15 protein-coding genes are annotated in these 16,233 nt (G+C 33.6%); 5 read left to right on the forward strand and 10 right to left on the reverse strand.

Annotated features, from left to right (window positions below; genetic code table 11):
* Positions 1-62: 62 nt before the first annotated feature.
* The 3 genes from GR162_RS05860 to GR162_RS05870 all read right to left on the reverse strand — a co-directional run bounded on the left by GR162_RS05860 (position 63) and on the right by GR162_RS05870 (position 4,122).
* Positions 63-2,399, reverse strand: a complete 2,337-nt coding sequence (locus GR162_RS05860; protein WP_160781342.1) for an ATP-dependent helicase — start codon at positions 2,397-2,399, stop codon at positions 63-65.
* Positions 2,400-2,930: 531 nt separating this feature from the next.
* A complete protein-coding gene (locus GR162_RS05865) occupies positions 2,931-3,230 on the reverse strand; it encodes a hypothetical protein (RefSeq protein WP_160781343.1) in 300 nt (99 codons plus the stop codon).
* Positions 3,231-3,354: 124 nt separating this feature from the next.
* Positions 3,355-4,122, reverse strand: coding sequence for a TSUP family transporter (locus tag GR162_RS05870; RefSeq protein WP_160781344.1), 768 nt, complete (start codon positions 4,120-4,122; stop codon positions 3,355-3,357).
* Between the two features lie 123 nt (positions 4,123-4,245).
* Here GR162_RS05870 and GR162_RS05875 point away from each other — a divergent pair, with 123 nt between their 5' ends.
* Positions 4,246-4,770, forward strand: a complete 525-nt coding sequence (locus GR162_RS05875; RefSeq protein WP_160781345.1) for a hypothetical protein — start codon at positions 4,246-4,248, stop codon at positions 4,768-4,770.
* 86 nt (positions 4,771-4,856) lie between these two features.
* On the opposite strand, the gene GR162_RS05880 is transcribed toward GR162_RS05875, so the two are convergent.
* From GR162_RS05880 to GR162_RS05890, 3 genes are all read right to left on the reverse strand, one after another.
* Positions 4,857-5,765, reverse strand: coding sequence for a patatin family protein (locus GR162_RS05880; protein WP_160781346.1), 909 nt, complete (start codon positions 5,763-5,765; stop codon positions 4,857-4,859).
* Positions 5,766-5,926: 161 nt separating this feature from the next.
* Positions 5,927-7,987, reverse strand: coding sequence for a M1 family metallopeptidase (locus GR162_RS05885; protein WP_160781347.1), 2,061 nt, complete (start codon positions 7,985-7,987; stop codon positions 5,927-5,929).
* Between the two features lie 7 nt (positions 7,988-7,994).
* Positions 7,995-8,732, reverse strand: coding sequence for a transposase (locus GR162_RS05890; RefSeq protein ID WP_160781348.1), 738 nt, complete (start codon positions 8,730-8,732; stop codon positions 7,995-7,997).
* Positions 8,733-8,795: 63 nt separating this feature from the next.
* Between GR162_RS05890 and GR162_RS05895 the strand changes: the two genes are divergently transcribed.
* Genes GR162_RS05895 through GR162_RS05905 form a run of 3 tightly spaced genes read left to right on the forward strand, consistent with a single transcriptional unit; the run spans position 8,796 to position 10,452 of the window.
* Positions 8,796-9,566, forward strand: coding sequence for a diphthine--ammonia ligase (locus tag GR162_RS05895; RefSeq protein WP_160781349.1), 771 nt, complete (start codon positions 8,796-8,798; stop codon positions 9,564-9,566).
* Entirely contained in the window at positions 9,567-9,947 is a 381-nt protein-coding gene (locus tag GR162_RS05900; RefSeq protein WP_160781350.1) for a carboxypeptidase-like regulatory domain-containing protein, read from the forward strand.
* 1 nt (position 9,948) lies between these two features.
* On the forward strand, positions 9,949-10,452 hold the full coding sequence (locus tag GR162_RS05905; protein WP_160781351.1) for a hypothetical protein: 504 nt from the start codon (positions 9,949-9,951) through the stop codon (positions 10,450-10,452).
* Positions 10,453-10,454: 2 nt separating this feature from the next.
* Here GR162_RS05905 and GR162_RS05910 read toward each other — a convergent pair whose 3' ends face one another.
* The 4 genes from GR162_RS05910 to GR162_RS05925 all read right to left on the reverse strand — a co-directional run bounded on the left by GR162_RS05910 (position 10,455) and on the right by GR162_RS05925 (position 13,751).
* Positions 10,455-10,850: a DUF4348 domain-containing protein gene (locus GR162_RS05910; protein WP_160781352.1), complete on the reverse strand. Its 396-nt coding sequence runs from the start codon at positions 10,848-10,850 to the stop codon at positions 10,455-10,457.
* A complete protein-coding gene (locus GR162_RS05915; RefSeq protein WP_008463998.1) occupies positions 10,850-11,389 on the reverse strand; it encodes a DUF1697 domain-containing protein in 540 nt (179 codons plus the stop codon). Before GR162_RS05915 ends, GR162_RS05910 begins: the two co-directional genes overlap by 1 nt.
* Positions 11,390-11,419: 30 nt before the next feature.
* On the reverse strand, positions 11,420-13,186 hold the full coding sequence (locus GR162_RS05920; RefSeq protein ID WP_202393902.1) for a hypothetical protein: 1,767 nt from the start codon (positions 13,184-13,186) through the stop codon (positions 11,420-11,422).
* Positions 13,187-13,319: 133 nt separating this feature from the next.
* The gene (locus tag GR162_RS05925) at positions 13,320-13,751 is read right to left on the reverse strand and encodes a hypothetical protein (RefSeq protein WP_160781353.1); all 432 of its coding nucleotides are present in this window, start codon (positions 13,749-13,751) and stop codon (positions 13,320-13,322) included.
* 258 nt (positions 13,752-14,009) lie between these two features.
* Between GR162_RS05925 and recG the strand changes: the two genes are divergently transcribed.
* Positions 14,010-16,118 (forward strand): ATP-dependent DNA helicase RecG, encoded by a 2,109-nt coding sequence (gene recG, locus GR162_RS05930; RefSeq protein ID WP_160781354.1) that lies wholly within the window; start codon positions 14,010-14,012, stop codon positions 16,116-16,118.
* Positions 16,119-16,233 lie beyond the last annotated feature (115 nt).

Consider the following 16,233-nt stretch of genomic DNA (forward strand, 5'->3'; position numbering starts at 1 on the left):
GTTGAAAAGCTCTTTGACTCCGCTCAGAGTGACAAATGTTTTCGAAACTTGAAACAATATTTTTATCCTACGACATCTAATTTAGCAAATCTTAACAACAATTTCTTAATTCCGCCTACTTCAAATTTAATTTCTGCTTTTCGGTCTGCACCTGCTCCTTCAAGATTAATTACTTCACCTTTTCCAAAACGTTCGTGCATTACAATATTTCCAACGGTAAGCTTACTATCAAATAAATTCGAATTGCCATTACTTGGTGCATTTCCAGAAACAGGTTTTAATTTACGAATATTTAAATCTGGTTTAGGCTCATTTTTAGTAATATGAGCAGGAGGAGTTCCTCCAACCGGTTTGCTTAGTCTTAGTTTTGATTTATCGACGTCTCCAAAAATATCACCATCAATTGGCGATTTATAACGGTAATTTGTTTCGGCAGGTGTCAAATACTCTAAATATTGCCCATCAATCTCTTCAATAAAACGAGATGGTTCACTGTCTGTCAGTTTTCCCCAACGGTAACGAGATTGCGCATAGGTTAAATAAGCCTGATGTTCTGCACGAGTTAAGGCCACATAAAACAATCGACGCTCTTCTTCTAGTTCACTTCTAGTGCTCATACTCATAGCACTTGGAAACAAATCTTCTTCCATTCCCACCACAAAAACGTGAGGAAACTCTAATCCTTTTGCCAAGTGAATAGTCATTAAAGCTACACGATCCTCGTCATTTGTATCTTTATCCAAATCTGTTGCCAAAGCCACATCTTCCATAAATTCAGAAAGTGCGCCTCTTGCCCCATCAATTTCTCTTTGTCCCTCAGTAAAATCTTTAATACCGTTTAATAGCTCTTCGATATTCTGAATTTTTGCCATTCCTTCAGGAGTAGCGTCTTTCTTCAATTCCTGAACTAATCCTGTCTTTTTAGCGACGTGATCTGTCAAATAAAAAGCATCCTGATTCTGATCGATAACCTGAAAACTCTGAATCATCGTCACAAAATCTTTCAGTTTATTCTTTGTACCCGCATTCAGTTTCAAATCGATTTTATCGATATTCACCATCACTTCCCAAATCGAACGTTTGTAATGATTGGCAGCAATAGTCAATTTTTCAATAGTGGTATCTCCAATTCCACGAGCTGGATAATTAATAACACGAATCAAAGCCTCTTCGTCCTTAGGATTTAGAACCAAACGCAAATAGCATAAAACGTCTTTAATTTCCTTGCGCTGGTAGAATGATAATCCTCCATAAATTCTATACGGAATGTCGCGCTTTCTCAACGCATCCTCCATGGCACGCGATTGCGCATTGGTACGATACAAAATCGCGAATGAACCATTATGCAATTGATGTTGCATTTTCTGTTCAAAAATAGTGCTGGCTACAAAACGACCTTCTTCTGCGTCTGTCAAGCTCCTATGAACCTTAATTTTTGGTCCAAATTCGTTTGCTGTCCAAACCACTTTATCCAGTTTCGTTTTGTTGTGATCCATAACCGTATTGGCAGCTTCCACAATATTTCTTGTAGAACGATAATTTTGCTCCAGACGAAACATCACTACACCTTCGTAATCTTTCTGGAAGTTTAGAATGTTATTGATATTCGCACCACGGAAAGCATAAATACTCTGTGCATCATCTCCAACCACACAAATATTCTGAAACTTATCAGACAAAGCTCTAACAATCAAATACTGAGAGTGATTTGTATCTTGGTACTCATCAACCAGAATATAACGGAAACGATTTTGATATTTTGCTAAAACCTCTGGGAAACGGGTCAATAATTCGTTGGTTTTCAATAACAAATCATCAAAATCCATTGCACCGGCTTTGAAACAGCGCTCCACATACTGCTGATAAATTTCTCCCAATCGAGGTTTTTTAGACATCGCATCTGCTTCCTGCAATTCAGGATTATTGAAGTACGCTTTTACTGTAATCAGGCTGTTTTTGTAACTTGATATACGTCCTAAAACTTGTTTTGGTTTATAAATATCACGATCCAACTGCATTTCTTTGATAATCGAAGAAATCAATCGCGCCGAATCCTGAGAATCGTAAATGGTAAAATTGGAAGGATATCCCAAAAGTTCTGATTCTGCACGAAGAATACGCGCAAATATAGAGTGAAACGTTCCCATCCAAAGATTTTTAGCCTCAGATGCTCCCACAATATCTGCAATTCTATGCTTCATTTCTCTTGCCGCTTTGTTGGTAAAAGTAAGCGACAAAATATTGAATGCATCAATTCCCTGATACATCAAATAAGCAATTCTAATTGTTAAAACACGGGTTTTTCCCGAACCTGCACCAGCAATAATAATCATTGGCCCGTCTTTCTTTAAAACAGGCGCTCTCTGCGCTTCGTTGAGCTGGTCAATATATTTCTGCATGTAATTTTCTCCTTTTAGGCAAAAATAAGAATTAATACTTTAAATAGCTACTAAGATACTGAGGTTCTAAGATGCTAAGTTTTTTGTTTTTTTGAAGCCAAACAAAAGGCATTTTTTCAGTCATGGTTTCCCGCTTTCGGCTATATCTCTCCGCTCCGCTACGAGGATACCACCTCAATCGGGACTAGAAACAAAGAAAAGGCATCTTAAAAACATTTTGAAAGAAAAATCTTAAATATTATATTTGTAAAAACTTCATGGAAAATAATGATTGTAAAACTAACGGAAATCGCCGAAAAAACATATTCCTCTATTATTGATAGATTCAGTGATTCAAAAGCAAAAATTTTCTCAGAAAAAACTATCTCAACTATAGAAATGATTATTCAAAATAATGAGATTGGTTCTAGATATAAAAAAACTTGTTATCGAAAATTCTTGTTATCAAACCAAGTATATATTTTCTACAAAATTGAAAATCAAATTTTATACATCATTTTGTTTTGGGACAACAAGAGAAATCCTGTCGATTTAGATATTATACTTAGCTCTTAATCTCTCTTTAAAATCATCAAAATCAATAGTTCTACCCGCTCTTATATCTTCCTCACCTTTCTTTAATTCTTCGATTAACAGTTCTTCTGGAAACAATAATTTAGTTATCAACTTCACTTCCTGATGTGTGAATGTTTTTGATTTTAACTTCCTGTAATATGTAGCATGCTTTAAGCCCAATTTCTGCATAAAAAATTCAGCTTTATAATACGATTTATTAATTAGTTCAGGTAAGCTATCAATGTATTTCTCGTAATTTTCGACTATTTCTATCATTATATATAATTCTAATTCTCAAATAATGATACAAAAATAATCATTTTATAACTACAAAAGACAACTTCAACCATAATTTAAAAAAAGAAAACTTAGAACCTTAGTATCTTAGCAACTTAGCATCTCATTTAAAAAACACATCGTAAGCAAATCGAATCAATGTTCCCACAACCACAATCAAAAAGAAAATTCTAATAAATCCGTTGCCTTTATTTATCGCTAATTTTGCTCCAAGCCAACCGCCAAGTCCGTTGCTAATTGCCATTGGAATAGCGATTGCCCAAATGATTTTTCCTTTCATCATAAACAAACAAATCGAACCGAAATTGGTTGCCAGATTTACCATTTTAGCATTCGCGGAAGCGTGAAGAAAATCGAAACCTAGAAGTGCAATAAAAGCGACAACAAAAAAACTTCCTGTTCCTGGACCAATAAATCCGTCATAAAATCCAACAATGATACTAATAACAACTGCATACATAATTTGAGTTACTGCAGAATGATCTTTTGCAACATGTTGTCCGAAATTTTTCTTTGCATACGTATATACAAACAGCAGAGACAAAACCACCAATAAAAGCGGCTTCATAAAATCATTGCTTACTAAGGTCAAAATCGTAGAACCTAAAAATGCAGAAGGAACGGCCAGACACATCATTATAATTAGCAATTTCCATTGAATAACTACTTTCTTTAAGTATTGAAAAGCAGCAAAAGCAGTTCCGCTAAAAGCTGGAATTTTTAAAGTCCCAATAACAGTCGAAACAGGAAGATTTGGCAATAAAATTAGTCCCATTGGCGTCTGGATTAATCCGCCGCCGCCAACAATTGCATCAATAAAACCAGCCGCAAAAGCCGCTAGACAAAGAAAAAGTATTATGTATGAATCCATTAAAAAGATATTTCAGTCTCAGTAAAAACAAGTTGCTAAAGTACGTCTTCCTTTTTGTTTATTACTATAAATTTAAAGTTGATTTTTGATCAAAAAGTATATTTTTGCTTAAAAATTATTCCAATGGATTTCAACAAAATTATAGAACTTGCGAGTTATACTTTACCAGCCTTAGTTACAGGAGTTGTAGCGTATCGTTTCTTTGAATTACACATTAAAAACAATGACAGAAAGCGTACTTTTTTATTAAACAAGCAAGCACACAAAGAATCTCTTCCTGTGCGCTTACAAGCATACGAGCGTATGACTTTGTTTTTAGAACGTATTAACTTGACAAAATTGTTAATTAGACTTTCTCCTATTTCTCAGAATAAACACGATTACGAAAATTACGTAATTGACCAAATCGAACAGGAATTTGAGCACAATCTAACACAGCAGATTTATATGTCTGAAGAATGCTGGACTATCATTACAACTGCCAAAAATGCAACAATCCAAATGATTCGTAAAGCAGCTATGAGCGATAAAGTGGAAAATGCTGATAAACTTCGTGAAGTAATCTTAAATGATTTATTAGAAAAACAATCGCCAAGTAATGCTGCTTTGAGTTTTATTAAATCTGAGGTTGCTGAACTTTGGTATTAAATAAATATTGCAGATTTTAGATTGTAGATTTTAGAGTTCAGATTTAAAACATTCAATCTAAAATCTAAAATCTGCATTCTAAAATATCAAATCAGAATCTTATTATCACTCATAACTTCCGATTTATTCTGAGCATATTCATAACCTTGCTCCCACCATTCTTTCATTACTTCTTTATTAAAAATCAAGGCATTATCAGTTAATTTTATCGGAGTATAATATAAGTTTAATTTCACATTCTTATTGTTTGCCATAAGTTTTCCTATAGCAATATCATGTTTTTCAACTTGATCTAAAGCAATTCGGAACAAATCGATCATTAATGAAAACGGATTTTTTCCAATTACTGTTTTCGTCGTATTAACCTCTGTTTCAAGCACAATAACATCTATTTCTGTAGCTCCTCTGTTAATTGCCTCACGAATTGGCACTAAACTCGAAAATCCTCCGTCGCCATATTCACAGTTGTTTTTTTCGACCAAACTCATAAAAGGAACATAATTGCTGGATATCCATGACCATTCGCAAAACTCTTCGTAAGTACAGTCTTTTACCGATTTATATTCTGATTCGTTTTTAGTGAAATTGGTAACTGTAACGATAACATCAGTTTTTAGTTTTTTGAGTTTATTAAAATCAGAAAGAGAAAAATTATTCTGAATATACTTTTTCAGCCCTTTGCTTTCGCCAAAAGTACGTTTTCCTTTAAAGAATTGACGTAATACATTAAAGTGATTAATAGTCACAATATCAACGCCATCTTTAGTTTTTACCACAAATGGACAAATATTAAAAATACTCGACATGGTAACATTGGTATAAACAGAATGGATTTTTTTAATATGACCTAGAGCCAAATGCGGAATCAGCAAACTTCCTGTTGAAGTCCCTATAAACAAATCGTATTCGTGTTTTTTTTCTTCTATTAAATATTGGGCAACACCGCCAGCAAATGCGCCTTTACTGCCACCACCTGAAATAACCAATGCTCTCATAAATTGTAATGTAATGTAGGTTTTGTTTTTTTGGGATATTTTTTTTGAGACTTGATAGAGGAAAGAAGCAAGAAGAAAGACATTTTTAACTTCTTTTCTAAGTCTCGCGTCTTGCTTTTATTATCTTTCTTCTTGCTTCTTTTATCTATCCACTCTAATATTTATTCATTCAACAAACGATTCAATTGGAACTGTTCATCGGGTGTCAAATTAGGTAAAATTCTATTAAAAGAAGCACGCATTTCAGGATTTTTTAACAGAAGTCTTATTGTATCTCTTCCAAATTTTGAAAACTGCCACATATGATGCGTTGTAGCGCCGACTAAATTACTCAAAACATGATCATTAATAATTTTAAAAGCGATCAGTTTTTCCAGAGCATTTTGTCTAGTTGTCGCTTCATATTTTGTTGATGAAAATGCAATCAGTTCATTTGCTAGAGAATCGGTATCGCTACTGTAATTTGGCGTTGACAAAGCAAGAGAAAGCCACAAAGTCCTTAAATTGTAATCGTTGAAGCCAATCCAATTTTTAGATTTATCCAAGTATTCTGTTCTATGATCTGGAAAGTTTCGCCACAGCCAATAAAGTGCTATTTCTTGTGTTTGATATGATCTATCATCCAAAAGCGTTTCATAATTTGCTCTAAAATCTTCAGGAATTTTACTTAGAGATCCAGCCAGATTTTGACGGACTCTGATGTTATTAGTCTGCAATGCCAAAAGCAGAAGAGCTTTTTTGTCTTCGTATTTTTCATTTTCCAATTGATCGACAACGGCTTCTTTTACTGATTGATATACATCAGATTCTAAAGTAGATTTCAAAATATCTTTTTTCTCTGCAAAAGGTGTTTTTTTCAGTTTATCGATTTCAAGCCGCTTTTGAATCGCTTTGTTTTTGCTCAATAATGCATTTGCAATCGGCGTATCAAAAGCAGTCGATTCCAGCCAAGTTTTCTGAAATTTCTCCAAATCAAAATCGGAAACTTTTTTAATTTCATCAAAGAAATTCTGTGTGTTTACAGTTTGATAAGCATATTTGTTCAGATAGCTTTTAATTGCTTTTTTGAACGCTTTATCGCCAATTGATTCGTGCAGAACAAACAATGCCCAAGCGCCTTTTTCGTAAAACGTAAGCGAACTTGCTTTCGCATTCAATACAGGAATTGTGTCCGTTCGAGACGCAAACTTTATTTGTTGCGCTGTGTCGTATAATTTAGAGTAAAAATAATTTTCTCCATAAATGTTTTTTTCTGCAAGTAGCGCAAAATAAGTGGCAAAACCTTCTTGAAGCCAATGATGCGTGCTGCTTTCGGCGGTAATAAGATCTCCAAACCAATGATGCGCTAATTCATGAGCGTCTACATTCGTATAATTTCGATCACAAAAACCAGTTGAATCTACCACATAACGAGTTGCAAAAAGAGTCGAAGTTGTATTTTCCATTCCGGCATACAAAAAGTCTCTAACTGGAATTTGTCTGTTGATTTTCCAAGGATATTTTACGCCGATTTCTTTCTCAAGGAAATCAAAAATGCGTTTTGAGTACCGATACGTTGGTTCAAAACGATCTGCGTCTTTTGGTTCGTAATAATATTCTAAAGGTATTTTGCTTTTAGATTTAAATTCTCTTTTATCAAATTTTCCAATGGCCAACATCAATAAATAGGAACTCATTGGTTTTTCCATTTCAAACTGCCAATGATTCAGATTTCCATTTGCAGTTTTTGTTTTTAAAACTCCGTTAGCGACCACCTGATAATCTTTATCATAAGAAATCCCTAAATTGAAAATCAATTTTTCATTTACATCGTCAAAACTCGGAAACCAATTGCTTGTATATCTGCCCTGCCCTTGTGTCCAGATTTGCACTTCATCATTTCCCATGTCAACAAAATAAAGCGCTTGTTTTGGTTTTGCTGTGTAATTGAATGTCAAATGATTTTGCCCTTTTTTAAACGGAAAAACCAATTTTAATTCTTTATTGGTATTAACAAACATAATTTCGTTTTCATTGACTTTTACATTCGAAAATGACATATTTTTAGCGTCAAGCGAAATTGTATCCGTATCCTGCAATACTTCAAATTGAAAATCGACAGCTCCAGAAATCAGTTTATCTTTTGGATTTATAGACAATTGCCCCGAAACCGATTTAAAATCAACGTATTGCGTTCGCTGAGCAAATAGAAAACTGGTAAATAATAGAAAAATGTATTTCATTGAAAATTTATTTTAAAGAATCTGTTTCCCAAGATATCGGATTATGTTTTATATAATCATAAATCTTTTCAAACGTTTTATAATTTCTAACAATGTGATCGTGGTAATTAGTTTGCCAAATTGATTCTACACCGTTTATTTGTTTGGTTGTAATTGATTTAAAAATAGCAACAAATGATGAAATAGAATTGGATTTTCGAGATAGTTTAGATGATGATTGATTTTGAATTAGATTTTCATCAGAACTATTTTTTGAATTAGGTCGGTTCTGTAGAGGCGCACTGCAGTGCGTCTCACGTCCGAATGTCGACAAAGATTTTTCCGTAATTTTTTTCGTTGCGGATATGCTGGGCGTAGACGCACTGCAGTGCGTCTCTACGATATGCTGGGGCGACAAATGCGCATCTACGATATTGTTTTCCGTAGCGGATAAACTGGACGCAGACGCACTGCAATGCATCTCTACGATATGGTGGGTGTCTTGAATTTCGATTAGCAAATGGATATGGTTTGGCATGATAACCCAATTATGAAAAAACCAATTTTTACGTATTTTAATTGATTTTAAAAGTTCCCTTTCAATAATTTTTCCATTTTCATTCAAAATCATTTTTTCGTTTTCAACATTACCAAAAATACATTTTCTATCTTTTGCAACTATTGTAATAAAATAAACTGCTTCACTAGAATAATCCCAATTTTGCAATCTATTTGAATCGGTTTTAAATTTATCTCTAAATAACATCATAATAGGCGTGTAAATTCCCAAAGTTACAAAGGTTTCCTTTACAAATAGAATGAAATTTGTATGTTTACAGTATTAAAATGCCAAATCGTGTCTGAACCTCAAAAAGCCTTATTTAACTGGAGCAGCGGAAAAGATTCTGCTCTCGCTTTATACAAAACACTCCAAAATACTGATTTTAAAATCGAATGTTTATTGACAAGCGTAAACCAGCAATATCAAAGAATTTCGATGCACGGAATCCGTGTGGAATTACTGCACCAACAAGCGCAGAGCATTGGAATTCCGTTAAAAATTCTAGAAGTACCCGAAATGCCTACAATGGAAGTTTATGAAAAAGTGATGACTGAAACGTTAACCGAACTAAAGCAAAAAGGCATAACCCATTCTATTTTTGGAGATATTTTTTTGGAAGATTTGCGTCAGTACCGCCAAAATCAATTGGCAAAAATTGGATTAACAGGTGTTTTTCCGATTTGGAAAATACCAACACAGAATCTAATTCAAGAATTTATTTCATTGGGTTTCAAAACCATTGTGGTTTGTGTAAACGAAAAATATCTCGATAAAAGTTTTGCAGGCAGAATTATCGACCAAGATTTTATAAATGATTTACCTGAAAATGTTGATGTCTGCGGTGAAAATGGTGAATTTCATACTTTTACTTTTGATGGACCAATATTCTCTAAACCTATTGATTTTGAAATTGGAGAGATTGTTTATAGAAAATATGAAAAGCCAAAAAAGCAAGATTCATCAAATACAGCCTGTGACACTAATGATGACACAGCTTTCGATTTTGGATTTTGGTATTGTGATTTAATTAAAAAGTAAATGAAATTATTGTTTAGGCTCTTATTTGTTGTTTTTATCTCTTTATCTTTCCAAAGCTGCTTGGTCAACAGATGCAAGAGACCTCAAATAACAGGATACATTTATGATGCGGAAACGAAACAGCCTATTGAAAACTGTAAAGTTGGCGAGACTTTAACTCAGTCAAACGGTTCTTTTTCATTAAAAGAAAAACGGTATCGCCAATTTACTTTTTTTGGTTTTGAAGCGCCTACTTTGTCTGTAAATGAACCTATACAAAAAGAAGGTTACGAGCCTCAAAACATTCAATTTATGCAGCCTTTTGGAGGCGGAATGAAAAAAGGAGCGTTACATCATGCAGATACTATTTACATCAAGAAAAATATTTTAAAAACAAACTAACATGGATTTAAAAGAAAATGATGAAGTAAAAAAAGTAATATTCTTTCTGAAAGAAATTGGAATTGATATTATTAAAAAAGAGCTTGGAGAAACTTTTTTGCCAGGATTAGAATTAGGTCCTAACTGCATTTATATTGATTACAATAAATTATTATATCCTGGTGATATTCTGCATGAAGCCGGGCATCTTGCTGTAACGATTCCATCTGAAAGAAAACTAGTCGGAACCGTAGAAATCTCTAAAGATTGGCCAACTCAAGGCGACGAAATTGCTGCAATTTTATGGTCTTATGCGGCTTTAAACCATTTAAAGCTTTCACCTGAATTCGTATTCCATCCAAATGGTTATAAAGGTAGTTCTGAATGGTTTATTTCAAATTTTACTTCAGAAAATTATATGGGTTTGCCTCTTTTGGAATGGATGGGAATGTGTCTTGGAAAAGAAAAAGCTGAAAAAGAACAAAAAATGCCTTTTCCAGCTATGCAAAAATGGATTCGAGAATAACATTAAGTCGATTGATCGTCAAAAGTTTTCAAGAACCATTTATTATCTTTTAATTCAAAAATATAATCAATATAAATTCCGTTATCGAGTCCGCGCTGTTCAAGAGTGACTTTATTTTTCTTTACTAACAATGTGCGTTTTAAATATTTTTCATCGCCTTTATTATTAAGATGAAGAACTTTATACCCTTCTTTAGCCATTGTGTAATCTGTCAATTCAAAATCATCATTGTTTGCTTTGTACTTTAGCGGAAAAATAACTCTGCTAACTTGAAATTTAGCATCTGCATTGAATTTCTTAAAAAACTCATTAAAATCTTCCGAAGTTGCTTTTGAGGTTTGAGCCAGAGTTACTGAGCTTAGTCCTAAAAGGAACATCATAAAAAAAAACTTTCTCATTACTCATTATACATTTTAAGCAAGTTCGTAACCGTATTCCAGTTGCGAATTGTTGCTGTTACATTTAGTTTTTTCTCGATATATTTTTGGTCAAAACGAGTTTTTCCAGCGCCAACAGCATATTTAATAAAAATTCTATTTTCATCAATGCTGGCTTCGTCTGGCTTGAATTGGCTTATTTTTAAATCGTTTATACTTTCCTTTTTCAAATTCATTGAAACAAAAGCAACATATAGTTTTTTCATATCAATGTCTTTTTCTTTCAAGAACGGATTATTGGCAAAACACGATTCCAAGTTTTCTTTGGTGATCATCACAACAGGGACTTCGTGCCCGAAAACTTTAAAGATTTCCTGTTTAATCATGAAACCAACTTTAGAAGCTTCTTCTTCGCTATCCACAAAAACATTTCCAGATTGCAAATACGTTCGTACATTTTGAAAGCCAAGATTCTCCAGCATTGCTTTCAAAGCTTCCATTTTCATCATATTATGCCCAGAAACGTTGATTCCGCGTAAAAGCGCTAAATGTGTTTTCATTTTTCTATTTTTTTTCAAAGATAAAAAACACTATTCATCTTCTTCACTGATTTCAATGCCAAACTTTACTAAAAAGTCGTTAAACTTTTGTTTATATTTTCTCTGTGCTTCTTCTACGATTTCATCTGCTTCTTCGTTAGAATCTATTGCGTCCAAATTAAACTCTTTTTTAACCCATTCGCGAAATTCTTTCTTATTTTCGCTTTCTTCGTAATATTCCTCGTCTTGATAAAAATACGCTTTATCAAAATCAACAGAAATTTCGGTATCCAATGTTAGAAGCTGAATCAGTTTTTGAGTGTTTTCTGCTACAATGTGAACACCGCCCTCATCTCCAAAAACAACAATTGGACAATTATTTAAATCTTTATCAATAATCCAATAGGCATAGGAGCTTCCCGAACCGTTTGCACCAGCAAATTCGATAAAACTATTATAGAATTCTTCATCTTCAGACCAAGTTTTTATACCCGTTTTATCATCAGTTATGGTAAGTCCAAAACATTCTGAATACGTTTCTACGCCATATTCCTGTTCAAATCCATAGAGTTTAACTAAATCTTCTGGCAGTGTATGATTGCCAAATTGAGAGGCATATTCTTCCAATGAAAATCTATTATTGTAATCCGAAAATTCTGTTTCATCTTCTTCGTCGTCATCCTCAACAACTTCAGCCGTTAATATTTCAAAAGTTCTCATGACAGCATTTTTTACGCAGAAAAGTTCAATTCCGGGAGCATTTTCATCATTCATCCATTGGTATTTTGGATCTCCATTTTCGTCAAGATATTCCAGAATAAGCATGATTTCTTGATCTTCATGACACCATAACGCACGCATTCTGATGCCAAAACCATTCGAAATTTCTTCCGAAATCTGACTATATTTCTTCCCTTCATAATCAAACGGAATAAATAAATACGTTGTTCCTGAGATGTGTCTAACGATTTTTCCGTTTTCTTTCAGTTCTTCAGTTTCAGACAGAACTTCGACCATATTAATAAACTGATTTCGGAAATCAGCATACATATATTTATCCTTTTTGTCGTAATCTAAGATGGAAAGACCTTCTTTAAAAACATCTAAATAATTATTGCCTAATATTTCTTCGTTATAATCTGAATTTTCGACAAAAGAATCTTCTACAATATCAGATAATTTATGCGTTGAAGGCAGATAATTTTCAACAGTTATAATAGATCCGTCGGTATCTTGAACATTACTGCAAATTAGAATATCGGGTCTGTTGGCACTGATAATGGCCTGAACGTCTGTAAAACGCTCAAAATGAAACAGCATATCATCGCTGTAAATCAGCCATGCTGTAAGATCTCCTTTTACAAAAAGTTCTCCATGATTGTATTCTCCAGCAAGTGTGTCGCATTGCAGACCGCCACCCAAATAATGAACGCTTCCGAACAAATTAATATTTACAGTTGTGGTTTTTCCTAAAACGATTAAAGCAGGAGAATTATCAGTATCATAAGAACTGATGAGTTGTGCAACCGTTAGATTTCCTTTAAAAATAAAACCTAAAATGAAAATATCTGGATGTTCTTCGGTACTGAAATCCATCTCAAACAAATCCATTTCCACATCATTTTCTGCTAAAAGAAATATCGGATTTTCTTCATAATCAGGAAAACGCCAAGTGTCTTCAAAAACATTGTAGATTTTCTGGTTGTTGAAATCGGTAAGATCTCCAATGATAGTATGCGCTTCATGTCGGTTAATCACTTTAAAGGTTACACCACAAAATACCATTGTTTCAAAAGGAACTTTTTCTTCTTTAATCATAACAGGGGCTTATATCTTAAAATAGTCAAACAAATCTAACAATTATCTTTATTTAATAAAATTATACTGACGGCAAAATAAAAACTCCGTCAAAAACGGAGCTTCAAAACAATCTGAATTAGTAAGCATTAAATTATTTTACTTTATCGTATACCAACACAGGACCATCACAAGCATTCCAAGTATTGTATAAACTTCCAATTTCATTAATGATATATAAATTTTCTTTTGTCTTTGAAGTACAGCTGCCAATTATATCACTTTCCTTAGCATAAACTAACTCAAATTTTGTCTGTTCTGCCGTTTTTACTACAGAATAGGTTCCTGAAATGGCAGTAATTTTACCGTCTCTTTTTCTTGTTTTAGAAAATGTATTATTAGAGTTGAAAGTATACGATTCTTGCCATTTTAAAACATCTATTGAATTAGCTGCAGGATTACTAATGCCCATTCTTGTAAGAATCCAGTTCCCGTGATAACTCTCTGTCGGTTTATTGCTATTGTCATCATTAGAGCAAGAAACAAGCGAAATAAACATTACAATTAAAAGCCCAATTTTCTTCATTTTTTTTTAAGTTTTTAATGGTTAATAGTATTAAGATTTTAATTTGTTAAAATGGTTGCGTTTCTTTTTTACAGCTTAACGATAAGTTAATATTCAAACACTTGAAAACGATAATTCATTTTCAAAATTCCCAATTAAAATTTATCTTCGCTTTTCTAAAGATAAAAGAGCCAAGAAGCAAGAAATATTGAATATACGTTGTCTTTTTTCTTTCTTCTTGACTCTTTTGTTCTTGACTCTATAAAATCTAATCTTCGAATGTCTAATAATCTTCTAGAAACTCCAATTGAATACTTAAAAGGTGTTGGTCCAAGCCGTGGCCAGCTGCTTCGTAAGGAATTGGGCATTCATAAATATGGAGATTTAGTCAATCTTTTTCCGAATCGATACATTGACAGAACGCGTTATTATAAGATTAATGAATTGCAGAATACAGGCTCTGAGGTTCAAATTATTGGAAAAATAATTCACATCAAAACAGTTGAATTTGCTAAAAACAAAAAACGTCTCGTGGCTAGTTTTGTTGATGATACGGGGCAAATTGACTTAAACTGGTTCCAAGGGCATAAATGGATTCGTGAAAGTTTAAAACTTAATGAACCTTTGGTTATTTTTGGAAAATGTTCGCTTTACGGAAGCCAATTCAGTATGGCACATCCAGAAATTGAACTATTAAGCGAACACGAAAGAAGTTTGCGTTCGGCTATGCAACCTGTTTATCCTTCGACAGAAGCTTTAGCTAATAAAGGCATTTCGAACCGTACGATAAACAAATTGATGGAACAGCTTTTTTTGGAAACACAAGCGTTGTTTACCGAAACTTTTCCGCCATTTTTAATAGAAGAATTAAAGCTGATTCCGAAACGTGCTGCTTTATTCAATATTCATTTTCCTAAAAGCGCTGAAATTTTAGCGAAAGCACAATTTAGACTGAAATTTGAAGAATTGTTCTTTATTCAGTTGCAATTAATTACAAAGAATCTCATTCGGAAACATAAAATAAAAGGGCATCCATTTGACAAAGTGGGCGAACTTTTTAATGAATTTTATAAAAACCACCTTCCTTTTGATTTAACGAATGCTCAAAAAAGAGTAATCAAAGAAATCAGGACTGATATGGGAAGTAACGCCCAAATGAATCGTTTACTTCAAGGTGACGTAGGTTCTGGAAAAACGATTGTGGCTTTTATGAGCATGCTTTTGGCTATTGACAATGGTTTTCAAGCTTGCTTGATGGCACCTACAGAAATCTTGGCCAATCAGCATTTTTTGGGTTTGTCGGAATTTGCTAAAACGCTAAACATCAATATTCGAATATTAACGGGTTCTACAAAAACTTCTGAAAGAAAAATTATTCATGACGAACTGGAAAGCGGAGAACTTAAAATTCTCATTGGAACTCATGCTTTACTGGAAGATAAAGTGCAGTTTCAGAACTTAGGTTTGGCCGTAATTGATGAACAGCATCGTTTTGGTGTGGAGCAAAGATCGAAGTTATGGAAGAAAAATGATATTCCACCACACGTTTTGGTTATGACCGCCACTCCTATTCCGAGAACATTGGCAATGAGTTTATATGGTGATTTGGATATTTCGGTTATTGACGAATTACCGCCAGGAAGGAAACCAATTCAAACTGTACATCGCTATGACACAAATCGCTTAAAAGTATGGAAATTTCTTCGTGACGAAATTGCAAAAGGAAGACAGATTTATATCGTGTATCCGCTGATTCAGGAATCTGAAAAAATGGATTACAAGGATTTGATGGATGGTTACGAAAGCATTTCTCGTGATTTTCCATTGCCTCAATATTCTATTTCGATACTTCACGGAAAAATGAAACCTGCAGATAAAGATGCAGAAATGAAGCGTTTCTCTGAAGGAAAAACCAATATCATGGTTGCTACAACCGTAATTGAAGTTGGTGTAAACGTGCCAAACGCCAGTGTAATGATTATAGAAAGCGCCGAAAGGTTCGGACTTTCGCAATTGCACCAGTTGCGCGGACGTGTCGGTCGTGGTGCGGAGCAAAGTTATTGCATTTTAATGACTGGCCATAAACTGAGTTCTGACAGTAAAACCAGAATGGAAACTATGGTGCAGACCAATGACGGCTTTGAAATTGCAGAAGTGGACTTAAAACTTCGTGGTCCAGGAGACATGATGGGAACACAGCAAAGCGGTGCATTAAATCTACAGATCGCGGATATTGTCAAGGATAGAGAAATTCTTTCTTTAGCTCGAAATTATGCCATGAAAATCTTAAGAGAAGATTCAGCTCTTCAAAAACCTGAGCATGCTGTTTTAAGAAACATCTTCATTGAGTTAACTAAGAAGAAGAATATTTGGAATTATATTAGTTAATCTTCCTTTTATAAAAGATTTTTTTTTGTTTTTCATATTTTTTAACTTTTTGCTTAAAAAGATCATTTTTTTATTCCAAAATCTTACATTTGCTAAATTCCAAAAAGCAATTTTT

The organism is Flavobacterium sp. HBTb2-11-1, from assembly GCF_009826975.1.
Lineage (GTDB): Bacteria > Bacteroidota > Bacteroidia > Flavobacteriales > Flavobacteriaceae > Flavobacterium.